This window comes from Salipiger bermudensis, from assembly GCF_017309175.1.
GTDB classification, from domain to species: Bacteria; Pseudomonadota; Alphaproteobacteria; order Rhodobacterales; family Rhodobacteraceae; genus Salipiger; species Salipiger bermudensis.
Genome location: NZ_JAEKJV010000003.1, coordinates 1 through 24,094, shown reverse-complemented (window position 1 = coordinate 24,094; position 24,094 = coordinate 1). Strand labels below are relative to the sequence as shown.

Below are 24,094 nucleotides of genomic sequence, written 5' to 3'. Positions count from 1 at the left end.
GGGCTCATCACGTGCCCGGCGTCATGTGTCGTGTCACTCCGGCCAGGGCGGCGATATAGGTCAGCGGTTCACACACTTGCCCCGCTTCGCCGCTTACTGAATGTGGCCGATTCTTCGCTCATCGCGACGAAATTTTACATTTTTCCAAACAGTAAGAAAATAAATTTACGATAATTTACAGTTTATTATCCCAGATGCGGCTGCGGCAATCATGCCGCCAAGGTTGCGACTAAAAGTTATGTATTGACGAACAGCTTCGTTAAATGACAAAGTTTGTTCTACCAGCGCAGGTGACGTGACCCCGTCCAGCGCCGGTAAAACGGGAGGAATTCATGACGGAACAGTCCAATATCACCGCCTCGGCGGTGAACGATCTTGCACGCCTTGTCGCGCTCGAAGAGATCCGAGCCCTCAAGGCCCGTTATTTCCACGCGGTGGACACCAAGGACTGGCCCGCCATCATTGACATCTTCACCGAGGACGCGCGCGTCGACTTTGGTGGCGAGTTGCAGCATCACGTCGGGCACCACGGCGTCACCGAGGCCGATGCGGACCCGGATGCCTGGGTTGTCATCGGAGGCGCAGCCACCGCGAAGGTCATCGAGCAGGCGGTCGGGAGCATCGTGTCGGTCCACCAAGGCCATGATCCGCTGATCACGCTTCAGTCGGCCGATGCGGCTTCGGGGCGCTGGACGCTCTATGACAGGCTCGAATACGGCCACGAGGTCATGCACGGCTTCGGGCATTACGACGAGACGTACCGGAAGATCGGTGGCCAGTGGCGGATCGCCAGCCTGACCCTGACCCGGCTGCGCGTGGCCTGGGAGGACACACGCAGGACAGGATGACGCGCCCAGGCGCTGGCTCGGAGGGGGCCGCGCAAAGGCAGCGAAATACGATTTCCAAGAGGGAGGAGACCAATGGAAAACGGCAAGAAACTGCGCGCTGGCGCGGTAACGATGGCGCTTGCGCTCGGCGGCAGTGCCGCGCTGGCAGAGCTGCCCGACAGTGGATCGATCGTGATGTTCGGCCAGTCGCGCGAAAACCCCTATTTCGGGCAAAACGCCGTGGGGGCCGCCGATGTGGCAAAACAATTCGGCTGGGACCTGACCTACGTCGAATCCGCGACCCAGGAACAGCAGGACGCGGCGATTCAGCAGCTGCTGGCCACGGGTGGCGATCCCCTGGGCATCGTGCTGAACCCGGTCTCGGGTGCTGCGGCCGTCGCCTCTGAGCTGGCGATCACGTCGGCGGAGATCCCGCTTGTGCTGCTCAATCAGGTGCCCTCGGCCGAGCAGGGTGCGCTTTTCGTCGCCTATGGCGGCGTGAACGACTACCTCTCGGGCGTCAATGCGGCTCAGCTGCTGGTCGCGGGCGCGGAGAAAGCGGGCGTGACCCTCGGCGACGGGCTCGTGGTCAACACCGTTGCCGGACACACAGCGGCTCAGCAGCGCGTGCAGGGTTTCCGCGACGAGATGGCGCGCAGCTTTCCCGATGGCGTGTCGATCCTCGCGGACGTCAATTCGGGCGGCTTTCTCGAGAACGAGGGCTATTCCATCGGCTCCCAGATCATTCCCGCCAATGCAGGCAAGTTCAACTGGGTCTACGGTGTGAACGATGCGCTCGCCTACGGGGCCATGCGCGCGGCAAAGGAAAGCGGGCTGGAGCCGGGCAAGGACGCGCTCTTCGTTGGCGGGACCTGCATGAACGCGACCACCAACGAGGCGGTGATGAACGGCGAGCTGGTCGGGACCTCGATCCAGTCGCCCTATATCGAGGGCGCTGCCGCAATGTGGGCACTGGCGGCCTACCTCAATACCGGTGAGGTCGTGGATGGCGAGACGAACCTGTCGCCCGATACGCCTCCGTCGATCGACGAGCCGCCGCACAAATGGAACTTCATGCCGAACACGATGCTGGATGGTTCACCTGCGTCCTACGAGCAGACCAAGATCTGGGGCAAGAGCGCCTCGGAACTCTGCGACTACAACTGAACTTCAACTGACATTTTCCCGAAGTGAAGCGACGAGGCCGCCGGCCCGAGCCAGGACCGGTGTGCCCGTCGCATGGCGAAAGCGGATATGATGAACATGACAGGACAGGGGCCGGGAGACGTGGTCCTCGAGATGAAGAGGATCTCCAAATCCTTCGGCGCGGTAAAGGCGCTGCGGGGTGTGGACTTTGAATTGCGCAAGGGCGAGGTGATGGCCTTGCTGGGTGAGAATGGCGCCGGAAAAAGCACGCTGGTCAAGGTGCTCGCAGGTCTGCACACGCCTGACAGCGGTGAGACCCGCATCGACGGCAAGCCGTTCAGCCTCGGCAGCGCGCGCCTGTCACACGCGGCGAGCATTGCCGTCGCCGAACAGGAGCTGAGCGTCATCGGAGCGTTGAGCGCTGCGGAGAACATCTTTCTCGGCGGCGTGCCGTTCCGCGGCCCTTGGACCCGCAAACGGTTGGCCAAGAAGGCGCGGCCCTATCTCGAGGCGGTCGGCTTGCATCACCTGGATCCGTCCACGCGGGTCGAAACACTCGCGGTTGCCGAGCGTCAGCTGATCGAGATTGCCAGACTTCTGGCGACGGATGCGCGCATCCTTATCCTCGACGAGCCCACTGCCGCGCTCAACGATTCCGACATCGAGCGGGTCAAGGCGATGGTCGTCCGCCTTGCGCGGGCGGGGCACAGCATCATTTACGTCACCCACCGTCTCGGCGAGGTGTTCGAGATCGCCGATCGGATCACCACGCTTCGCAGCGGTCAGAGCAGCCCGCCGGTGAATGTGTCGGACATGACGCTTGAAAAGGTCATCGAGAAGATGATCGGGCGTCCGCTGGAGGAGATGTTCCCGCATCGCGCCTCAAGTCTGGGCGCGATCGCGCTCGAGATGCAGGGCGTGACCACGCCTGCACTGCCGCTGCCGCAGAACCTTCAGGTGCGCAGGGGTGAAATCCTGGGGATCGCCGGGCAGATCGGCTCAGGCTCGGAGGCTCTGCTGCGGGCGATTGCCGGTGCGGATATTGTCGAAGGTGGCAGTATCGAGGTGCATGGCAGAGCGTTCCCGCGGGCCCATAGCCTGCCTGAGGCAATGAAGCGCGGCGTCGCCTACTGCTCGAGCGACCGAAAACTCGATGGCATCTTTGCCGAGCTGCCGGTCTCGACCAATATCATCTCGCCCTCGATGCGGCGCGTGTCGCCCGGCGGGCTGGTCAACCGGCGCCGAATCCGTGCGTTGACCGCCGAGGTGTCGTCCCAGATGGCCATCGACGGCAGTCGGGCCGAGTACAAGGTGGGTGCGCTGTCGGGGGGTAACCAGCAGAAGGTCGCCCTTGGCAAGTGGCTCGGCATCGCGCCGCGCGTGCTGCTGGTGTCCGAGCCCACCCGCGGCGTCGACGTCGGCGCCCGCGCCGAGATCTACGGCCATCTGCGGCGTCTTGCGGAAGAGGGGATGGCGATCATTTTCGCCTCGTCGGACATCGACGAGGTCCAGGGCCTCGCCGACCGGGTCGTCACGATGTACCGCGGTCGTCAGGTGCGCGTCGTCGATCCCACCCGCGTCACCAGCCACGAGCTGGTGCGCGACATCACCCACCCGGAAGAGGAGGCGGCTTGATGTCGGATTCAACCATGCAGATCAGTCAGATACACCCCCCGCGCAGCCGAAGGCTGCTGAAGCTCATCCTGCTCGCGGCCGCTGTGGTCGCCCTCGTGGCGCTTGGCGGCTGGTTCAACCCGGCGTTCCTGACACCCGAGAACGGACTGGCGATCCTGAGAGCGGCCGCAATGTCCGGCATCGTCGCGATGGGGGCGACCTTCATCACGATCTCGGGGCGGTTCTTTTCGCTCGCGCTCGGTCAGACGGCGATGTTCGCCGGTGTCTTCATGGCCGTGTTGATGGCGCAGGGGCTGCCGTTCGGGCTGGCGGTGGCTGTCATGCTGCTGGCGGTCGTTGCGATCGGCGCGGTGCAGGGGGCGATCATCTCGATGGGCGCGAACCCGATCATCACGACGCTCGGGGCAGGGGCGCTTCTTGCAGGTCTCGCCGGCCTGACGACCGGCGGGCGCAACATCGCCATTGAAAGTGCCGTGGTCGAGTGGATCGGGAACGGGCGCATTCTTGGCGTGCCGACACAGACCTGGGCCTTCCTCGTGTCCGTTGCGGTGGCTTGGTGGGTCATCAACAAGACCCGCTTCGGGCGCGAGACCATCCTGATCGGCGCAAACCGCGCGACGGCGGGCGCCTCGGGTTTGAACGTGTCGCGGATCACGATCCTCGTCTTCATCATCGCAAGTCTCGCCGCCGCCATGATGGGCGTCTTCGAGGCGGCGCAGTTCAGCAAGGCGCGGGTGGCCGGCTTCGGAGCGGTGGATTTCGACGTCATCGCGGCGGTGCTGATCGGTGGCACCGCAATCCAGGGCGGCAAGGGATCTCCGTTCCGCGCGGCCTTGGGGGCGGTCTTCATCGCCACTTTGCAAAACTACATGCTGCTGCTCGCCTGGTCGTCGGGTGTGCGGACGCTGATCACCGGGGCCTTCATCGTGCTGATCGTCGCGGGCTTCCACATCGCTGGCCGCCGGAAAGGAGCCTGAAACCATGACCCTCCTCAAAAATCCACTCTTGCAGCGCGTTCTGCTTCTGGTGATCGTCTATGCCACCATGGCGGCGAGCGTGACCAACTTCGGCACCACCGGCAATGCCTATGCGATCCTTGAATCCTCGGCCATGCTGGGCATCGTCGCGGCCGGGCTTGCGGTCAACATGATGGCAGGTGAGCTGGATCTCTCGGTCGGCTCGGTCGCCGCATGCGCGGGGCTTGTGGCGATCATGATGTCGGGCCACGGGCTTGTGATCGCGATCATCGCGGCGGTCGTTCCGGCGGTGCTCTACGGCATCCTGCAGGGCTATGCGATCGCGCGGCTTCAGATCTCGTCTCTGGTGTTCACGCTGGGCACGTTTATCGGCATTCGTGGCCTTGCCTATGTCATCTCCGACGAACGGACCTTGTCGCTGGCTCTCTCGGACCTCGGCATCTCGATGGCGCTGCGCGAAAGGATGCTTCTGATCTTCTCGCCCTTCAGCCTGCTGATGATCGGCGTTCTGGTGCTGACGGGCCTGCTGCTGCGCTACAGCCGGCCGGGGCGCGAGATCTTCGCCATCGGCGGCTCACGCAAGGAATCCCGGGCGGCGGGCGTGCCGCAGACCCGGCCCCTGGTCCTGAGCTTCGCCACCTCCGCGGGTCTTGCGGCGCTGGCCGGGGCGCTGGCTTCGCTCAAGGGCGGCAGCGCGACACCGGGCAGCTACGAGACGGTTCTGCTCGCCGCAGTGACCGCCGCGCTGATCGGAGGCGTGAGCCTCTATGGCGGGCGTGGCAGCATGCTGGGCGTTCTGATCGGGGTGCTGACGCTGCAAGTGCTCTTGTCGGGGCTGCAACTTCTGGGCGCGCCCAACTGGGCAGCGAACCTTGCCACCGGATTGATCCTGCTTGCCTTCCTCGGGGTGGACCTCGTGAACGGACAGTCGCCGGTCGCCGATGCAGTGCGGCGCTATTCGCTGAGGGCGCGGGCCTGACGGCCCGCCCAAACCAACTTCACGGAGACAGACATGACTGACACGACCACAACGGGCCGGCTGGCTGGCAAGACTGCCGTCATCACCGGCGCCGGTTCAGGCATCGGCCGCGCGGCCGCCAGCATCTTTGCCCGGGAGGGCGCTAACGTCGCGGTCTGGGACATCGTGCCGGAGCGCATCGCCGAAACCGTCGAAGCCGTCCGGGCGGCTGGCGGCACCGCCGAAGGATTTACCGTCGACATCTCGGACAGCGCCAGCATCGCCGAGGCTGCACGTGCCACCGAGAACAGCCTCGGCCCGGTCCGGGTGCTGTTCAACAACGCGGGCATTCTCGACGATTATGCAGATGCGCTGACCACGGACGAGGCGCTCTGGGACCGGATCATGGGCGTCGATCTCAAGGGGATGTGGCTGGTCTCGAAGGCGCTGCTCCCCGGTATGATCGACGCGGGTGGCGGCGCCATCGTCAACGTTGCCTCTATCGCGGCCTTTATCGCGGGCGGAGGGGGCATCGCTTACACGACAGCCAAGCATGGCGTCGTCGGCTTCACCCGGCAGCTTGCGCTGGAATACGCTCCCAAGGGGATCCGCGTGAACGCCGTCGCGCCCGGCGCGGTCGAGACCGGGATGACCTCGGAGATCCTCAACAACGAAAACCTGCCGGTGGTCCACGCCCTGCGTCAGGCTCCCGCCGGCCGTCACGCCCAACCCGAAGAGTTGGCGAATGTGGCACTGTTCCTGGCGAGCGAAGAGGCGAGTTTCGTTCACGGGGCGGTGCTCTTGGCCGATGGCGGCTGGACCATCAAGTAGGCGGCCGCGTGTGGCAGGGGAAGGAGAAGACATGGATGTGACAGGAAAAGTGGTTCTGATCAGTGGCGCGGCGCGCGGTATGGGCGCACACGAGGCGCGCCGTTTCGCCGAGGCGGGGGCCCGCGTGATCCTCGGGGACGTGCTCGACGATGAGGTGCGAGCGTTGGCGGAGGAACTGGGTGATGCACGTGCCTTGGCGGTGCCTCTCGATGTGAGCCGGTCCGAGGACTGGGAGGGTGCGGTTGCCGCCGGGGTCGCCCGGTTCGGGCAGATCGATGTCCTGGTCAACAATGCCGGTATCCTGCGGTTCTCGGATATCGAGACCTGCAGCGACGAGGAGTGGGAGAAAGTGCTCTCAATCAATCTCGGCGGGGCCTTCAAGGGGATACGCGCCGTGCTTCCCGTTATGAAAAGAAAAGGCTCCGGATCGATTATCAATATATCCTCCACTGCGGGCCTCAAGGCATTTGGCGGCGTATCTGCATATGTGGCTTCGAAATTCGGGATCCGGGGTTTGACCAAGGCCGCCGCAGTGGAATTGGCGGGCCACGGCATTCGAGTAAACTCGGTTCATCCGGGGAATATAGATACGGATATGGTTGAAGATCTGTATCCGAATTTTAACCATGTCCCGATGAAGCGCATGGGTCAGCCGGATGAAATTGCAAACCTCGTGATATATCTGGCCAGCGATGCCAGTTCATTCTCCACCGGTGCGGAATTCGTTGCCGACGGCGGAGAGACAGGCGGCATGCCGGATCTGTTCGCGCAGGCCTCCTGACGTCATTGTGTCGAGCCGAGAAAAAAGGCGCCGGACCTGATGTGGTCCGGCGCCCTTCGGCGTTCTCGGTGGCGCCCGGAGGCCGGGCGCCACGGGCTCACGCGTCGGTGCTGCCCCAGGGCACGTCGAGCCGGGTGTGCGAAATCTTCCAGGCGCCGTTCTCACGCACGTATTTGTCGACGTAGAGCCCGACCAGAAGCAGCGGATGCTGGTCCGCCTCGCGTCCCGTGACGAAATCCAGAAGGTAGCACTGGCCCTCGGCGCTGTCTGGGCCGGTGATGCGAATGTCATGGTTCGTCACCGCGTGCATGAAGGGATGGCTGTCTTTCTGCTTCCAGTTATAAAGGTCGAACGCCCCTTTAAGCCCTTCTTTTATCGCGTTAATTCCTTGCATGTCCCCCACTGTGACGGACAGGACGGCGTCCTCGGTGAAGACGTCGTCGAAGCCGTCGATCTTGCCGGTGTCGAGCACGTTGCTGTAGCGCACGCGCAGAGCCCGGATTTCCTCGATGTCCAGGAGGCGACGCAGTGCGGCCTCGGTGCTCTGGGTGTCTCTCGTCAGGGTGTCGGTGGTCATGGGTCTATCCATTTCTGCGGCATCGCTTGGGGTGAAAATCCGCTCGGGGACGGCCAGGCTGCGCGATGCCTCCTCCTCCCTGCCGTCCGTCCGGGCGTGATCTCCGGAAGGGCCGCTACGACGTCAGGCCGACCGTCTCTGCGGGCATGGCCAGCGACGAGTTGTCGTGCCGCTTCCGGGTGGGCCGAAAAAAGGGGTTTTCGCGGTCCTTATTCAGAACACATAAAACGAAACGAGTCGTCAATGGAAAACACTTGTGCTTGGCCTTGAGGTGCCGAAATTTCTGATGTCGCAGTTGAAATGGAATTTATCTTCCTAACGAAAGGTGAAAGCCTCCCATAAGCGTGCCAATGTCTGGAAGCGAGAAGTTTGTGTCACGTGTACGGATTCGGGATTGACTAACGCTCGTGCTGAAATAATATCGCCGGCAAGCTTCGCTCGCGATTGTGCGGAGCGCTCTTCGAGGGAGGAATTCGATGTATGAGAAATTGCTGTCGCCCGCCAAATTTGGCCCCTGGGACCTGACGAGTCATATCGTCATGCCCCCGCTCACGCGGAATCGCGCCGAGGCGGATTTCAGTCCGAACCAGCGCGCGCCCGAGTATTACGGTCAGCGCAATAGCGCAGGCCTTGTGATCTGTGAGGCGACCCAGGTGAGTCCCGAGGCCACGGGCTACCCCCGCACGCCGGGCATCTGGAGCGAGGCGCAGACCGAGCGCTGGACCGAGATCGTGTCGCAGATCCACGCGGGCGGCGCAAAGGCGCTGATCCAGCTCTGGCATTGCGGCCGCATCGGGCACCCCGACAACCAGCCTGACGGCTGCTTCCCCATGGGGCCGTCGGCGGTCCAGCCCGGGCTGCCGATCTACACCGACACGGCAGAGGATCTCGTCGAGAACCCGGTGCCCAAGGAGATGACCGAGGAGGATGTCCAGTGGGTGATCGACTCCTATCGCAGCGCCTGCGCCAACGCCAAGAAGGCCGGGTTCGACGGGGTCGAGCTTCATGCGGCGAACGGGTATCTCGTGGATCAGTTCGCCTCGACCAACACGAACCTGCGCACCGACAAGTGGGGCGGGTCGCTCGATGATCGGCTCAATTTCATGCGCGCGGTGCTGACAGCGATGATGGAGGTCTATCCGAAAGAGTGCATCGGTGTGCGCATGTCGCCCTATGGCACGTTCAACGACATCCAGGACGAAGACCCCAACGCCAAGTACGAAGCCATGCTGAAGCTCTGCGAAGAGATGGGTGTCGGCTATGTGCACGTCATCCGACCGGTGGTGAGCGGCAACATCCAGATGGAAGCCTCGGGTCGGGATGTCGAGGTGATCGACACCGCGCGGCGCCTCTACTCGGGTCCGCTCATCGCGGCTGCCGGATACACGCCGGAGAGTGCCGAGAAAGAGCTCGAGGCCGGCCGGGTGGATCTCGTCGCCTTCGGGCGCGCCTTCGTCAGCAATCCCGACCTGGTGCGCCGCGTGGCCGAGGGCATCCCCTTTGCCGAGGGCAACCCGGATACCTATTACACCCCCGGCATGACCGGCTACATCGACTACCCGATGGCGAGCTGAGGCGCATTGCGCTCGGGCGGAGGGCTTTGGCGTAGGCAGCCCTTCGCTTGCTCCTCGATACGTCGGAGCACTGGCCCGACGCGCATGTGAACAGCAGTCAGCTGCGGTCGCCGATTCTTCGGCGGCCGCGGTTTCCATTCAGGCGGCCCGCCAAGGGCCGCGTCACCTTGAGTGCGTGTAGCCGAGCTCGGTCGACAGGCCTCGGGCGGCCTCGATCAGCGCGGGAATGAACTCATCCTCGGCGTGAGCTTCGAGGTAATAGTCCTGCCCGATGATGGTGATCGCCATGACCAGCTGTCCGGAGTGGTCAAAGACCGGCGCGGAATAGGCCGAGATCCCGGGAACGGGCGGCTGTTCGACCGTGGCATAGCCCTGCTCGCGGATCTGGTCGATTTCCTTGCGCGACATGAAGCGCGCCGTCCCGACCCGGCCGCTGTCGGCTCGCTCACGCTTCTCGCTGGCGATGGCATCTCGGACGATGGCATCGGGCAGGAATGCCGTGAAGATCCGGCCGCTCGCTGTGCCCGCCATCGAGTAAACCGTGCCGGGGCGAGTGTTCATGTTGAGTTGCCCGCCGCTCTCCTTGACCGAGACGACGGTCGGCCCGAACGAGCCCCAGACCACGAGTGCAACGTGCAGGGCGGTGCGTTCCGACAATTCGGTGATCGCATCGCCGGCCAATGCCATGGGGTCGGTCGTGCGCATGCTGGTGATGCCGAGATCGAGCGCGAAGCGTCCAAGCCGGTAGCGCCCCGTGTCGGCGTCCTGCTCGACCAGGCCCGTCTTGCGGAAGCTGACCAGATAGGCATGCGCCTGCGCGGGGGCAAAGCCGGCCACCTGCGCGAGGTCTTTGAGCATCATCGGCTCGACTTCCTCGACCAGGGCCGACAGCAGACGTGCGCCGATTTCGATGGATTGGACGCCGCGCCCCTCGGATTTCGGCTCGGTCGACTTTCGCTTGCTCGTGGTGGGGGGCATCGTGTCAGCTCCGTTCTGTAAGCTGGGCGTCGTGCGTCTCGGCAATGCCGCCGGCCCTGATCCGCTTGCGCATCAGTTCGGACAGCTCCAGCAGGCCGACCTGGGCAGGCGATCCGTGCGAGACCGGCAACCGTTCGTCCGGGCCGATGAGGCCCGCGGCGAACTGCAGAGTGCCTTCGGCATCAAAGATCGGCACGGAAATGGCGTTGGTCCGCGGGATCGGGGTGCCTTCGGCGATCGCGTAGCCATATTCCCGCGTGGTCTCGAGTTGGGCTTCGAACTCCGCGCGTTCCAATATCGTGCCGATCGATCCCGGCGGAGTATCCCTGTCGAATTCCGCCGCGATCTGCGTCTCGATCTCGGGCGACTCGCCGAAAGCCGCAAAAATGCGTCCCGTTGCGGTTCCGGCGACCGAGAAGGTGGTGCCCTGCCGCACGTTCAGCGCGCTTTGCCAGGCGCTCGCATTGATCTGGACGATGGTCGGCCCGCCCGTGCTCCAGGCCGCGAGCACCGACATCACGCTGAGGCTGTCAGACAGTTTCTTAATCTCTTCCGAGACTTCGAGCACCAAAGGGCTGCTGCGCAGCCACCCGATGCCGAGCCGCATGGCAAATGATCCGGTGCTGTAGAGCCCCGTCGACGGGTTCTGGTGCACGAGGCCGACGTGGCGCAGGCTGGTCAGGTACGCATGGCATTGCGCGGGGGCGAGGTCGGCAGCGAGGGCGAGCTCCTTGAGCATCATCGGCTGACAGGTTTCGACAAGAGCCCGGAGAATCCTTCCGCTAACCTCGATCGACTGAATGCCGCGCGCGCCCTGACGCATACATGCCTCTCCTTTCCTATCGCCGCGTCCTGAGGGGACGGGCCCACGCCGAATGATCGGCTTGAAGCTTGATACCGCGATTGCGCGCGACGGAAAACTCTTTTCGCCCGAACTGTGGTGGTGTTCTTCGCGGTGAGGTGACCGATTCGCCAGAAATCCGGCGCCGAACGGACCTGACGCAGAGCGGCCTCAGCACTTGCGAGGTCGTCAACTGCTGACCGAAGACGGTTCGGCGCCAGCGATTTGAGGGCTGTAACAGGCGGGTTTTGCCGAAGATCAGCGCCCTTATGCAAAGGATCTGCCGGGAGCCTCCAGTTCAGAGGGCGCGAGATAATAGATTCATTATTGACTAAGAGTTTTGTGGATGGCAAATATTGGGGCAGAGGAGGCGCCCCGTCGAAAACGCCGGGGCGCAGAAGGCAAAGGCCCGGCCATCTTGCGTTGGCGGGGCGGGAGGAAAAAATGGCTGACTACATCATCATCGGTGCAGGCTCCGGCGGAGGCGTGCTTATCAATCGCCTGAGCCAGGACGAGAACGCGGAAATCGCAGTGATCGAAGCGGGCGGCTGGGACCGCAGCCCCTGGATCCACATGCCGATGGGCTATTTCCGGCTTATGCAGACGCTTGCGCTGGATTGGGGCTATCACACCGTCCCGCAGAAGAACGTCAACAACCGGGTGATGTTCGTCCCGCGCGCCCGCAGCGTCGGAGGCTGTTCGACGGTGAACGGCATGATCTACACGCGCGGCCACCGGAGCGACTACGACCGCTGGGCGCAGATGGGCAACCGTGGCTGGGACTACGACAGCATCCTTCCCTACATGATGCGCGCCGAGAACTGGGGCGGTGGCGGCAAGGAAGAGGTCCACGGATTTGACGGGCCTCTCGCCACGACCCGCAATCCGATTCAGGCAGAGCCCTGCGTTGCGTGGCGCGATGCCTGCATGCAGGCGGGCTATCCGTTCAATGAAGACCTCAACAGCGGCGAGCAATACGGCGTCGGCCCCTGCGATGGCACCGTCCGCGACGGGATCCGTTCGAGCGTTTCGCGCTGCTACATCACCCCGATCAAGAAGCGCAAGAACCTGACCTTCTACACCAACGCGATGGCCTCCAGGATCATCATGAAGGGCGGCCGCGCGGTCGGCGTCGAGTTCGTGCAGGGGCGTAGCAAGAAGACCGTCTATGCGGACAAGGAGGTCATCCTCTGCGGTGGCGCCTTCAACTCGCCGCACCTGCTTCAGATTTCCGGCATTGGCGATCCTGAGCACCTCAACCGCATCGGCGTGAAGGTCGAGCACGAGCTGCCCGGTGTCGGCCGGAACCTTCAGGACCACCTCGCGAGCTCGGTCAAGCAGGGCCTGTCCAAACCGGTGTCGCTTCTGGGTCAGACCAAGCCCTACGCCGCGGCCATGGCGCTGCTTCAGTACTACACCACCGGCAAGGGGCCGGTAGCCGGTCACGGCGTCGAGGTCATGTCCTTCCTCAATTCCCGGGAGGGGCTCGAGGCGCCGGACATCCAGGTTCATTTCAACAACATCATGTACAAGGACCACGGACGCGAGATCATCAATGTTGAGGGCTGCATGCCCTACTATAATATTTCGCGCCCGCAGAGCCGTGGCACGGTGATGGCAAAGTCCTCTGACCCGCTCCAGCTGCCCGAGCTTGATCCGAACTTCCTCTCGGAGCCGGAGGATCTGCGGGTCCTGCGTGAAGGTCTGCGCATGATGCGCGACATCCTTGCGCAGCCGGCCTTCGACAGCATCCGGGGCGACGAGTATGCGCCGGGCAAGGGCGTCGTGTCCGACGCCGAGCTCGATGAGTACATCAAGAACGACTGCAACAGCGTTTATCACCCGGTCGGCACCTGCAAGATGGGCTCGGACGAGATGGCGGTGGTCGATGACGAACTGCGCGTGCGCGGTATCGGAGGCCTGCGGGTCGTGGATGCCTCGATCATGCCGACACTGACCTCCGGCAACACCAACGCTCCGACGATCATGATCGCGGAGAAGGCATCGGACATGATCCGCGCCGCCGCCTGAGCGCAAGCCGCCTGCTTCAGACAACACCACCTCGCGCGGCCGCCACCGGTGGCCGTGAGCGAGGAGATACGTCCCACGACGGGGAGAGAATCCAATGATCAATTCCATCATCACCCGCTCGACCGCACGCCTCTTGGCCGGTTGCGCCGGCGCAGCCGTTCTCGGGAGCGCTGTACTTGCTCAGGATGCGGGCCCGGCCCGTGTCGATCAGGGGGTCGATATCGCGCCTTTCTGCGGCACCGACCCGATCCGCGTGGCGCTGGTCGACGGCTGGGGTGGCGACACCTGGCGCAAGATCACCTTCGCCGAGCTGCAGGATGAAGCGGCCGCCTGCCCGAACGTGACGGTCGAGGATCACACCGACGCGGGCGGCGATCAGCAGACCTACAACGCCGCCATCAACGGATATGCCACGCAAGGCTACGAGATCATTCTCGCCTTTACGGATTTTGGCGATGCGGCGATCCCGGCCTACCGGATGTCGAATGGCAACGGAACGACCATGGTGCCTTACTTCAACCAGCTCGCAGGGCGCCCGGGCTTCGACTACGCGGTGAACCCCTATCAGGACTCCTTTGCCATCGGGGAGCAATACGCCGAGTGGCTCGGCACGGCGCTCGAGGGAGAGGGCAACGTATTGATGCTCGGCGGTCCGGCAGGTGCGACCTCGTCGGCGGTATTCCTCAAGGGGTTCAAGGAAGGCCTAGCGGCCCACCCCGGCCTGACCCTGTTGGACGAGAACTTCATTGCCACCAACTGGAACCCGGCTGACGCGCAGAAGGCCGCCGCGGGGCTGATCGCCAAGTATGGCGACACGATCGACGGCATCGCCTCGGATTACGGTGTCACAACGCTGGCCACGGTCAAGGCGTTCGAGCAGGCCGGAATGGCGGTTCCCGCGCAGGCGACCATCGCCACCAGCAACGAGTTGAACTGCAAGTACACCGAAGCCGTCGCCGCGAATGAGGGCTGGAAATATCTCGCGCTCGACGGGTCCACGGCAGATATCCGCTTCGCGCTCCGCCAGGCGTTGGCGGCGCATAACGGGATCGAGATCGACGAGCCGCTCGGCGTGGTCCCCTACATCTATGCCGATAGCACCACCGACACGATGCCGAAATGTTCGGACACGGCGCCGCCGGATGCCGACCTTTCGTCTCTCCTGCCCGAAGAGAAGCTGCAGGCGCTCTTCGCCCAGTAAGCCAACCAGACGCGGGCACCCCCTTTTCCGGGGCGCCCGCCGCGACACCTTCAAAAGGGAGACTTCCCATGAACAAGCCCTTCTCCTTCGACAATCCGCTCGATTTCATCAGCACCGAAACCCGGAGCTTTCTCGGCCAGCGGCACAAGCTCTTCATCGGCGGCGAGTCCGTTGAATCTGTCGAGGGCGGCCGCCGCGACGTCGTCGATCCGGCCACCGGCAAAGTGATCTCGAATGTCGCCGACGCGACCGCGAACGACGTCGACCTTGCGGTCGCATCGGCCCGCAAGGCCTTTGATGGCAGCGTTTGGCGTACGACCAAACCGCTTGAGCGCGTGAAGCTGCTGTGGCGCATCGCCGAACTGATCGACAAACACGCGGTGCAGCTTGCGGAGCTTGATACGCTCGACGAAGGCTCGCCCTACGGCGTGGTCAAGAACGGCTACATTGCCGGTGCCGCAGAGCATTTCCGCTATTTCTCGGGTTGGGCCAACAAGATCAACGGCGACACGCTGCCCGTCAGCCTGCCCGGCGACTGGCACACCTACACCACGCGTGAGCCGGTCGGTGTCGTGGCTCAGATCCTGCCCTGGAACGTGCCCTTCCTGATGATGGCCTGGAAACTGGCACCGGCACTGGCCGCGGGCTGCACCGTGGTGGTGAAGCCGGCCGAGGACACACCGCTGTCGGCGATGCTTTTCGCCGAGATCTGCCGCGAGGCAGGCGTTCCCGAGGGCGTGGTGAACATCGTCACGGGTGACGGCAAGATCGGTGCGGCGCTGGTCGATCACGCCGACGTGGACAAGGTCGGCTTTACCGGCTCGACCGCGACCGGCCAGGCCATCGTGCGCGGCGCGTCCGGCAATCTCAAACGGGTGAGCCTCGAGCTCGGCGGCAAGAGCCCTGTCTTCGTCTTCCCCGATGCCGACATCGACGCTGCTATCCCGCAGGTGGCCGAGGCGGTCTACCTCAACAGCGGGCAGGCCTGTTCGGCGGGCACGCGGCTCTATATCCACGAGGATGTCTACGACCGGGTGATCGAGGGTGTCGCCGCCTATTCGGAAACGCTGAAGCTGGGTCATGGTCTCGACCCCGCGACGAACATGGGTCCGATCATCTCGGCCAAGCAGTTCGAGCGGGTGAACCGCCTGCTGGACACCGGCCTCAAGGAAGGCGCGCAGCTGGTCACCGGCGGCAATGCCGGTATGGATGGCTTCTTCGTCAAGCCGACCCTGCTGCGTGATGTGACCCCCGATATGTGCGTCTACCGCGAGGAGATCTTCGGCCCGGTGATCAGCGCGATGAAGATCGACTCGCGCAACATCGAGGCCTTGGCGCTCGAGGCCAACAACACCGAGTACGGCCTTGCGGCAAGCATCTGGACCAACGATCTGAAGTTGGCGCATGGGCTGGCCGGACGCATTCGCGCGGGCACCGTCTGGGTCAATGCCCACAACATGATCGACCCTTCGATGGGCTGGGGCGGTTTCAAGCAATCGGGCTGGGGCCGCGAGATGGGTCGCTCCGCGATGGACATCTACACCGAGCAGAAGACAGTCGCGATGAAGATCGGCTGATCGAACACGGGGGCGGCCATGCTTGGGCGCCCCCACTGTATGCCGCCGCCGCGTCAGGAGGAGACCGGCGCCAAGCGGCGTGTCAACGGGAGGAGAAGACAATGACCGGATTTGGCCGCAAGGCAGCTTTCGTCGCCGGAACCGCGCTGGTATCCGCGCACGTCGCGGGGGGCGCGATGGCTCAGGATTTCGCCTATGTGAACGATCATGCGGACATCGCACCGCTGTGTGGCGAGGAGCCGCTGCGCGTGGCGCTGATCGATGGCTACGGGGGCAATTCGTGGCGTCGCACGGCCTTTGCCGAGCTCGAAGACGAGGCCGGCAAGTGCGACAACATCGGCGAGGTCACCTACGCCGAAGCGGGCGGCGATGTGCAGGCCTACAACGCCGCTATCAACGGCTTCGTGGCGCAAGGCTACGAGATCATCATCAGCTACACCGATTTCGGCGATGCAGCGATCCCCGCCTATCGGAATGCGCAGATGGCCGGAACCACCATGGTGCCGTATTTCTCGGACCTCAGCGGGCGGGTCGGCGTCGACTATGCCGCAAACCCCTATGAGGATGCGTTCTCGGCGGGCAGGATCTTCGGCGAATGGGTTGGCGAGACCCTGGGCGAGGGCACGACCGTCTTCCTGGGAGGGCTGGCTGGCTCGGCCTCGTCGGTGACGTTCCTCGACGGCTACAAGGACGGGCTTTCGGGCTATCCCGGGATCGAGCTGCTGGACGACAATTTCATCGTCACCAACTGGAATCCCGCGGATGCACAGAAGGCCGTGGCCGGTCTGATTGCAAAACACGACCACATTGACGCGATCGCGTCGGATTACGGGGTGACAAGCCTCGCTGCCGTGAAAGCCTATGAGGCGGCTGGTCTGGACGTGCCGGCAATGGCCTTCATCGCCACCAACAACGAATATTCGTGCAAGTGGACGGACGCCAAGGCCGCAGGTGAAGCGTGGCCGCAACTCGCGCTCAGCGGCACGACGGCCGATGTACGCTTCGCGCTTCGCGCTGCGCTGGCGGCGCGCAACGGCATCGAGAATCCCGAACCCCGCGCCTTGGTGGCTTTCCCCTTCGCCAACAGCGAAGAAGGGCTCGACCCACTCTGCGACCCGGCGATGCCGCCGGATGCGGACCTGTCGTCCTCGCTGCCGATTGAGAAAATGGAGGCGCTGTTTTCGCAGTGAGTCCTGCGGGGCGGGGCGCTCAGCCTCGCCCCGGCCCCTCGGGCATGTCCTCCGCGATCCGGGTGATCCGCTCCAGAAGCTGCCGCAAGGCAGCCTCGGCCTCGGGGGTCAGCGCTTCGCGCAGCACGCGGTCGAAGGCGATCGCGGATTGGCCGATCCGGGCGTAAAGCGCGGATCCGTCTGAGGTCAGCATGAGGGTGTCAGAGCGCCGATCCCGGCTGTCCGCTTCGCGCCGGATCAGACCCTGGCGTTCCAGGGCCGCGACGGCCCGACTGACCCGGCTCTTTTCTTCGTGGGCGATGGCGCAGATGTCGCGGGCCGTGAGGCGCTCGTAGCGCCCGGTAATGGCCAGCACCCGCCACTCGGTTCGGCTGAGCCCGTGACCTTCTCGGTAGGCTGGCTGGAAGGCGCGGCCCGTCGCCTCTGCCGCCTGGTTGAGGATGAAGGGAAGAAATTGTTCGAGATCGAAGGAGGTCGTTTCGGACTGGCGATCGTCGGCGGGCAAGGGACATTCCTTCATTTGCGGCTGCGTGGGCGGAGAATGCCGACACAGACCTGCCAAGGCAACCGCACTCTTCGCCTCTCATAATTAGGTAATAGATAACAAGTTCGCATAGTGGTTGCATTAGCAACAAGATCATGTTCTGCTCTGGCGTGACCGCCAGTCGCTTGAAAAAGGAGACTCAGATGTCCCGACAGGACCTGCCCCAAGGAATGATCCGTGCGCCCGGTATCAGTGCCCTGCACGAGGGTTACATGCCCGGCTTCGGCAATGATTTTGAAACCGAGGCGCTGCCCGGTGCGCTGCCCGAGGGGATGAACAGCCCGCAGCGCTGCGCCTACGGTCTTTATGGCGAGCAACTCTCCGGCACCGCTTTCACCGCGCCGAGCCATCAGAACGAGCGCACCTGGTGCTACCGCATCCGGCCGGCGGTGAAGCACACCGGGCGTTTCGCGAAGATCGACGTGCCCTACTGGCAGAGCGCGCCGAACGTCGATCCCGACGTGATCAGCCTTGGCCAGTACCGCTGGGATCCGGTGCCGCATTCCGAGGCCAGTCTGACCTGGCTCACCGGCATGCGCACCATGACCACCGCTGGAGACGTCTACACGCAGGTCGGCATGGCGAGCCACATCTACCTCGTCACGCAATCGATGCAGGATGAGTATTTCTATTCGGCCGACAGCGAGCTTCTGGTCGTGCCGCAGGAGGGCCGGCTGCGCTTCTGCACCGAGCTTGGGGTGATCGATCTAGAGCCGAAGGAAATCGCCATTCTGCCGCGCGGCCTTGTGTACCGGGTCGAGGTGATCGACGGTCCGGCGCGCGGCTTCGTGTGCGAGAACTACGGCCAGAAGTTCGACCTGCCGGGCCGCGGCCCGATCGGGGCCAATTGCATGGCCAACCGGCGCGACTTCAAGACCCCGGTCGCCGCCTTCGAGGATCGCGAGGCGAAGAGCCGGGTGGTGATCAAGTGGCAGGGCCAGTTCCACGAGACCTGGATCGGGCACTCGCCGCTTGATGTGGTGGCGTGGCACGGCAACTACGCGCCGGTCAAATACGACCTGCGGACCTATTGCCCAGTGGGGGCGATCCTCTTCGATCACCCCGATCCGTCGATCTTCACCGTGCTGACCGCGCCCTCGGGCGTGGAGGGCACCGCAAATATCGATTTCGTCCTGTTCCGCGAGCGCTGGATGGTGGCCGAGAACACCTTCCGTCCGCCCTGGTACCATAAGAACGTCATGTCCGAGATGATGGGCAACATCTACGGCGAGTATGACGCCAAGCCGCAGGGCTTCGTGCCCGGCGGCATGAGCTTGCACAACATGATGCTGCCGCACGGGCCGGACAACGAAGCCTTCGAGAAGGCCAGCTTCGGCGAGCTCGAGCCGGGCAAGCTCGACAACACCATGAGCTTCATGTTCGAGACCCGCTTCCCGCAGCACCTGACCCGCTTCGCCGCAACCGAGGCACCGCTGCAGGACGATTACATCGACTGCTGGGACAGCCTGAAAAAGCGCTTCGACGGTACGCCTGAGGGCAACTGGGACTGAGGCCTGGAGCGCGGCGGGCCAAGGTGTCCGCCGCACTCACGCACTGATGAACAGGGGCCGCGGCCCCGGAAGGACTTTTGATGAGCTTGATGACGAGCTGGGTCGCGGGGGCCAATGCGCCGGACTGCGACTTCCCGCTGAACAACCTGCCTTATGGCGTGTTCGAGGATGGCAAGGGTGCGCGCATGGGCGTGGCGATCGGCGACTACGTGCTCGATGTGGGCGCCGTCGATCACGGGCTCGACCCGACGCTTTTCGCGGCGCCGTCGTGGAACGCGGTGATGGCCGCCGGCCCCGAGGTCTGGGCCGCGCTGCGCGCGCGGCTGATCGAGCTGCTGGGCGACGAGGCGCATCGCGCTGCGGTGGAGCCGGGTCTGGTGCCGCTGGCTGAGGTGGCGCTGCTTATGCCCTTCGCCGTGACCGAATACACGGATTTCTACGCCGCCAAGAACCACGCCTTCAACGTCGGCTCGATGTTCCGCGGGCCGGAGAATGCGCTGCCGCCGAACTGGCTGTCGATCCCCATCGGCTACAATGGCCGCGCGTCTTCGGTGGTGGTGTCGGGCGCCGAGGTGCGTCGCCCCTGGGGCCAGCTCAAGGCGCCTGACGCGGAGCTGCCCGAGTTCGCACCCTGCAGGCGCTTCGATCTCGAGCTCGAGATGGGCGCCATCGTCGGTACGCCCTCGGACGGTATGGTCTCGGTGGCGCAGGCGGACGAGATGATCTTCGGCTATGTGCTGCTCAACGACTGGTCAGCGCGCGATATCCAGGCCTGGGAATACCAGCCCTTGGGTCCGTTCCAGTCGAAGGCCACCGCCACCACGATCAGCCCGTGGATCGTCACCGCCGCGGCGCTGGCGCCGTTCCGCATCTCGACGCCCGAGCGTGAGCGTGAGCTGCTGCCATATCTCTCCGAACCCGGCCCGATGCTCTACGACATCGCGCTCGAGGTCGCGCTGGCTCCCGAGGGCGGTGAAGAGGTCGTGATCTCGCGCACCAACTATTCCGAGATGTACTACTCCGCCGCGCAGCAGCTTTGCCATCACACCAGCAGCGGCTGCGCCATGCGCACCGGCGACCTGCTGGGCTCGGGAACCATCTCGGGCACCACCCCGGACAGCCGCGGATCGCTGCTGGAGATGAGCTGGGGCGGCAAGGAGCCGCTTGCGCTGCCCGGCGGCGGGACGCGCAGCTTCCTTGAGGATGGAGACACGCTGACGCTGCGCGGTGCCGCGCAGGGCGACGGCTATCGTATCGGCTTCGGTGAGAGCACGGGCAAGGTTCTGCCCGCGGTGCCGCAGCCCGACTGGATCAAAGACTGAGGGAGGAGACCCCGACCATGACCGAGACCATCACAAAGACCAAGGCCTTCGCGTCGCAAGGCGACATGGAAGAAAAGACCATCAGCTTCACGCAGGTGGGCGAGGGGCTTTACGCCTTTACCGCCGAGGGTGATCCCAACACCGGCGTCATCATCGGCGACGAGAGCGTGATGATCGTCGAGGCGCAGGCCACGCCGCGGCTCGCACGGAAGGTGATTGAGTGCGTGCGCTCGGTGACCGACAAGCCGATCTCGCACTTGGTGCTGACGCATTACCACGCGGTTCGGGTGCTCGGCGCCTCGGCCTATGGCGCGCGCGAAATCATCATGAGCGACACCGCCGCGGCGATGGTCGAAGAGCGCGGGCAAGAGGACTGGGACAGCGAGTTCGGCCGTTTCCCGCGGCTGTTCCAGGGACACGAGGAAATCCCCGGCCTGACCCGTCCGACGACGACGTTCAGCGACCGCATGACGGTCTATCTTGGCAAGCGTCGCGTCGACATCATGCATCTGGGGCGTGCCCACACCGCCGGAGACGCGGTGATCTGGGTGCCGGATCAAGAGGTGATGTTCACTGGCGACATCGTCGAATATCACTCGGCCTGCTACTGCGGCGACGGGCATTTCGGAGACTGGCCGGAAACGCTGGCAAACATCGCAGCCTTCGAGCCGAAGGCCATCGCGCCGGGCCGTGGCGATGCGTTGGTCGGCGATGCGGCGGTGGCCGCAGCGCTCGAGAGCACGGCGGATTTCGTGCGCTCGACCTACAAGCCGGTGGAGCGCGTGGTGGCCCGTGGCGGCTCGCTCAAGGAGGCGTGGGACGCTGTGCGCGCTGAGTGCGATCCGAAGTTTGCCGATTACGCCATCTACGAGCACTGCCTGCCGTTCAACGTCGGTCGGGCCTATGACGAAGCCCGCGGCATCGACACGCCGCGCGTCTGGACCGCCGAGCGCGACCAGCAGATGTGGGCCGACCTTCAAGGCTGATTGCCCGCCCCGGCGCCAGCCTGCCGGGGCCACTGCAAGGCTCTTTCCGGCTTGTACGGGCGGCTTCCGGTCCAATCGGCTTGGGGTCGCCCGACAGGCCCAATGGGACCGCAACGACAAGTGTGCTCCCAAGATCTCTCCCCAGCGCGCGCTCCGTCCGGGGCAGCGCTGTTTCGGCCCCCGGCCTCTTGCCGGGGGCCTTTTTTGACCCCTTTGCCAGGAGACACCCATGACTGACGTGGTCCTCTACGACTACTGGCGTTCCACCGCCAGTTGGCGCGTGCGTATCGCACTGAACCTCGCGGATCTGTCCTATAGCGCTGTGCCGGTCGATCTCGTCGCCGGTGACGAAAGCGAGGACGCCCACGTGGCGCGCAACCCTCAGGCGCTTGTCCCGGTTCTCGAAATCGATGGGCTTCGACTGACCCAGTCCATGGCTATCCTCGACTACCTCGAGGACACCGGGCGACTGTCGCTGCGACCCGCGGATCCGGCTCAGGCGGCGCGCATGCGCGCCGTACTTCAGGCCATCGCCTGCGAAATACACCCGGTGTGCAACCTGCGGGTGGCGGCCCATGCCGCAAGGCTGACGGGGCGCGACGAGACTCGCGCCGAATGGATGCAGCACTTCATTCGTCCGGGGCTCGTCGCGATCGAGCGAATGCTGGATGAGGCGGGGCCGTTCTGCATGGGTGCGTCCCTGACGCAGGCCGATCTCGCTCTGATCCCGCAGCTCTATAACGCCGACCGTTGGGGGGTCGACACGTCTGATCTTCCAAAGATCACCCGCGTCGCGGCAGCTTGCGCCAATCTGCCGGCCTTTCAGGCCGCGCATCCCGACGCGGTCATGCCCGAGTAGTACGAGGGCGCTGGACCGGCATGAGAATGCCGCAAGCGCTGATGCAGATCGGCAGCCCTTGCAGGGGCGTTGGCAAGGGTCATGAAGGTTGTCCAGAGGAAGGAGGTGTCTTCCTTTCGGTGAGAGTGTCAGGCTGTCAGTAATTCGCCATATGGAAATTGATTCGCCGCATTGTGCCGACACTTTGCGATACAAGCCATGTCGACCAGCCGCGAAACTTTCGCGTCGGCGCCGAGGGCGTCGGCGCGCGACAGTGGAGCGAGGCGCCCATGTCCGGGCGCGTCTTCCATTGGCTTCGCGACATCCCTCAAGAGGCACCTCTCGGTTGCATTCGGGGGGCTGAGTTTTTTCGGAGCTCACCCTGTCCCTGATCCGGCTGGTGCAGTAGGTCGGACCACAAGGATCGGAATGAGGCGCAGGAAGAGATGAAAGCTGAGGACGATCTTGGCCGCGGCCTCAAATCGGTTGAGATCTTCGGCACCATCCTTGGAAGCATGACCGGACTGGGCGAGCGGCCGGGCCTGGTCGAGATCGCGGCCGCGTCCGGGCTTCAGCCAGCTCAGTTGCGACCGTATCTGACGAGCCTTCAACGTCTCGGGCTGCTCGAACTCGACGCCGATGCGAAAGGTCATGCCATTGGGCCGCTGGCGGCGCGACTGGGACAATGCCGGCTCGAGATGATTGGCCAGTCCTATGGTGTCCTGCCACTGGCGCAGAGGATCGCAGCAGAGCGTGACCTCTTGGTCGCGCTCGTCTTCTGGGCCGGGCAGATGCCGACCGTAGCCAAGGTCATCCCATCGCGCAGCTCGCTCAATCTCAACCTTCGGCCGGGAACGGTCTATAACGTGACCGGCACCGCCACGGGGCGGGTCTTTCTCGCGCTGTCGGACGATCCCCGCGTGGCCGACCGCGCCGAGGACGAATTCGAGGCCCGCACGGATGTCCCGGGCATTGGCGATGTGCCGGAGCGCGCCACGCTTGAGGCAATGATCTCCGAGATTCACGAGACCGGCTACAGCTTCGTTCAGGATGCCTATTTTCCCGGGATCAACGGTCTTGCCGTGCCGGTCCTCGATGAGGGCGAGCGGCTGCTTTGCGTCATGACCATCGTCGGAAGCACGTCGGGACTGCCTCGACGGTCTGTGGCGGATCTTGCGGAGGAGATCTCCAGAGACCTGCGCGCTGCGCGCGATGAGCCTGCGGTGTTCGCCGAGTTGCCTGCCGGGATTATGGAGCCAGCCGAGGAGGCTGCGTCGGTGCCCGAAGACCGCCGCGGCGTCGGATCGGCCGAGATTGCAGGGCGGCTGCTATCCGCCATGGCGCTTTCGCCCGAGCCGCGCAAGCTCAAGGACGTGTGCAGCGACGCCGCGCTCGTTCCGGCCAAGGCGCATGGCTACTTGGTCAGCCTGCGGCGCACCGGACTGGTGGAGAAGGTCCCCGGCTCGCCACGGTATCGTCTCGGGCCGGTGGCCGCAGAATTGCTGCTGGTACGCCTTCACAGCTACGATGCGTTCGAGAGTGCGCGAAAGCTGATCGGCGAGCTGTCCGGCGAAACCGGAATGATGTGTTTCCTGTCGGTTTGGGGTACCTATGGGCCCGTGGTCGTAGACATCGTCCGGGGCCGTGAGGTGTGAACCGGCATGCAAAATTGACCCCGTAGCGGGGTGATCGGCGTCCAAAAATGACCCCCTTACACTGATGTGGATGATGCCCCCGAGGTCATCGGGGAGCACAGTGTGGGATGTTGG

General features: G+C 64.3%; 21 protein-coding genes. 17 read left to right on the top strand and 4 right to left on the bottom strand.

Translation table 11 applies throughout. The features are described 5' to 3' along the window. Positions 1-332: 332 nt before the first annotated feature. The 7 genes from JF542_RS04955 (at position 333) to JF542_RS04925 (ending at position 7,155) form a co-directional block, all read left to right on the top strand. A complete protein-coding gene (locus JF542_RS04955) occupies positions 333-848 on the top strand; it encodes a nuclear transport factor 2 family protein (RefSeq protein WP_007803074.1) in 516 nt (171 codons plus the stop codon). Between the two features lie 72 nt (positions 849-920). After that, on the top strand, positions 921-1,994 hold the full coding sequence (locus JF542_RS04950) for a sugar ABC transporter substrate-binding protein (protein ID WP_207074962.1): 1,074 nt from the start codon (positions 921-923) through the stop codon (positions 1,992-1,994). A 72-nt stretch (positions 1,995-2,066) separates the two neighbouring features. Continuing rightward, positions 2,067-3,608, top strand: coding sequence for a sugar ABC transporter ATP-binding protein (locus JF542_RS04945; protein ID WP_207074961.1), 1,542 nt, complete (start codon positions 2,067-2,069; stop codon positions 3,606-3,608). Then, positions 3,608-4,585, top strand: coding sequence for an ABC transporter permease (locus tag JF542_RS04940; RefSeq protein ID WP_207074960.1), 978 nt, complete (start codon positions 3,608-3,610; stop codon positions 4,583-4,585). The genes JF542_RS04945 and JF542_RS04940 overlap by 1 nt, the downstream gene beginning before the upstream one ends. 4 nt (positions 4,586-4,589) lie before the next feature. Continuing rightward, positions 4,590-5,564 carry an ABC transporter permease gene (locus JF542_RS04935; protein ID WP_207074959.1) on the top strand — a complete coding sequence of 325 codons (975 nt, stop codon included), beginning with the start codon at positions 4,590-4,592 and terminating at the stop codon, positions 5,562-5,564. 33 nt (positions 5,565-5,597) lie between these two features. Further along, entirely contained in the window at positions 5,598-6,374 is a 777-nt protein-coding gene (locus JF542_RS04930) for an SDR family NAD(P)-dependent oxidoreductase (protein ID WP_207074958.1), read from the top strand. Positions 6,375-6,405: 31 nt separating this feature from the next. Next, positions 6,406-7,155 (top strand): SDR family NAD(P)-dependent oxidoreductase, encoded by a 750-nt coding sequence (locus JF542_RS04925; protein ID WP_207074957.1) that lies wholly within the window; start codon positions 6,406-6,408, stop codon positions 7,153-7,155. 97 nt (positions 7,156-7,252) lie between these two features. Here JF542_RS04925 and JF542_RS04920 read toward each other — a convergent pair whose 3' ends face one another. Continuing rightward, on the bottom strand, positions 7,253-7,732 hold the full coding sequence (locus JF542_RS04920; RefSeq protein ID WP_207074956.1) for a nuclear transport factor 2 family protein: 480 nt from the start codon (positions 7,730-7,732) through the stop codon (positions 7,253-7,255). Between the two features lie 476 nt (positions 7,733-8,208). On the opposite strand from JF542_RS04920, the gene JF542_RS04915 reads away from it, so the two are divergent. Further along, on the top strand, positions 8,209-9,306 hold the full coding sequence (locus tag JF542_RS04915; protein ID WP_207074955.1) for an alkene reductase: 1,098 nt from the start codon (positions 8,209-8,211) through the stop codon (positions 9,304-9,306). Between the two features lie 162 nt (positions 9,307-9,468). On the opposite strand, the gene JF542_RS04910 is transcribed toward JF542_RS04915, so the two are convergent. After that, positions 9,469-10,284: an IclR family transcriptional regulator gene (locus JF542_RS04910; protein ID WP_207074954.1), complete on the bottom strand. Its 816-nt coding sequence runs from the start codon at positions 10,282-10,284 to the stop codon at positions 9,469-9,471. Positions 10,285-10,288: 4 nt separating this feature from the next. Then, entirely contained in the window at positions 10,289-11,107 is an 819-nt protein-coding gene (locus tag JF542_RS04905) for an IclR family transcriptional regulator (protein ID WP_207074953.1), read from the bottom strand. Between the two features lie 462 nt (positions 11,108-11,569). On the opposite strand from JF542_RS04905, the gene JF542_RS04900 reads away from it, so the two are divergent. The 4 genes from JF542_RS04900 to JF542_RS04885 all read left to right on the top strand — a co-directional run bounded on the left by JF542_RS04900 (position 11,570) and on the right by JF542_RS04885 (position 17,124). Continuing rightward, positions 11,570-13,156, top strand: a complete 1,587-nt coding sequence (locus tag JF542_RS04900; RefSeq protein ID WP_007803086.1) for a GMC family oxidoreductase — start codon at positions 11,570-11,572, stop codon at positions 13,154-13,156. A 94-nt stretch (positions 13,157-13,250) separates the two neighbouring features. Continuing rightward, positions 13,251-14,357 (top strand): substrate-binding domain-containing protein, encoded by a 1,107-nt coding sequence (locus JF542_RS04895; protein WP_207074952.1) that lies wholly within the window; start codon positions 13,251-13,253, stop codon positions 14,355-14,357. Positions 14,358-14,425: 68 nt separating this feature from the next. Further along, positions 14,426-15,934, top strand: coding sequence for an aldehyde dehydrogenase family protein (locus JF542_RS04890; RefSeq protein ID WP_207074951.1), 1,509 nt, complete (start codon positions 14,426-14,428; stop codon positions 15,932-15,934). A gap of 101 nt (positions 15,935-16,035) precedes the next feature. Further along, positions 16,036-17,124: a substrate-binding domain-containing protein gene (locus tag JF542_RS04885; RefSeq protein ID WP_207074950.1), complete on the top strand. Its 1,089-nt coding sequence runs from the start codon at positions 16,036-16,038 to the stop codon at positions 17,122-17,124. Positions 17,125-17,143: 19 nt separating this feature from the next. Here JF542_RS04885 and JF542_RS04880 read toward each other — a convergent pair whose 3' ends face one another. Further along, on the bottom strand, positions 17,144-17,629 hold the full coding sequence (locus JF542_RS04880; RefSeq protein WP_207074949.1) for a MarR family winged helix-turn-helix transcriptional regulator: 486 nt from the start codon (positions 17,627-17,629) through the stop codon (positions 17,144-17,146). Between the two features lie 182 nt (positions 17,630-17,811). Here JF542_RS04880 and hmgA point away from each other — a divergent pair, with 182 nt between their 5' ends. From hmgA to JF542_RS04855, 5 genes are all read left to right on the top strand, one after another. Continuing rightward, positions 17,812-19,179 carry a homogentisate 1,2-dioxygenase gene (hmgA, locus tag JF542_RS04875; RefSeq protein WP_207074948.1) on the top strand — a complete coding sequence of 456 codons (1,368 nt, stop codon included), beginning with the start codon at positions 17,812-17,814 and terminating at the stop codon, positions 19,177-19,179. A gap of 80 nt (positions 19,180-19,259) precedes the next feature. Beyond that, positions 19,260-20,501 (top strand): fumarylacetoacetase, encoded by a 1,242-nt coding sequence (gene fahA / locus JF542_RS04870; protein ID WP_207074947.1) that lies wholly within the window; start codon positions 19,260-19,262, stop codon positions 20,499-20,501. 17 nt (positions 20,502-20,518) lie between these two features. Then, positions 20,519-21,487 (top strand): MBL fold metallo-hydrolase, encoded by a 969-nt coding sequence (locus tag JF542_RS04865; RefSeq protein WP_007803098.1) that lies wholly within the window; start codon positions 20,519-20,521, stop codon positions 21,485-21,487. A 229-nt stretch (positions 21,488-21,716) separates the two neighbouring features. Beyond that, positions 21,717-22,346 carry a maleylacetoacetate isomerase gene (gene maiA, locus JF542_RS04860; protein WP_207074946.1) on the top strand — a complete coding sequence of 210 codons (630 nt, stop codon included), beginning with the start codon at positions 21,717-21,719 and terminating at the stop codon, positions 22,344-22,346. Positions 22,347-22,771: 425 nt separating this feature from the next. Beyond that, positions 22,772-23,980, top strand: a complete 1,209-nt coding sequence (locus tag JF542_RS04855) for a helix-turn-helix domain-containing protein (RefSeq protein WP_207074945.1) — start codon at positions 22,772-22,774, stop codon at positions 23,978-23,980. Positions 23,981-24,094: the final 114 nt, after the last annotated feature.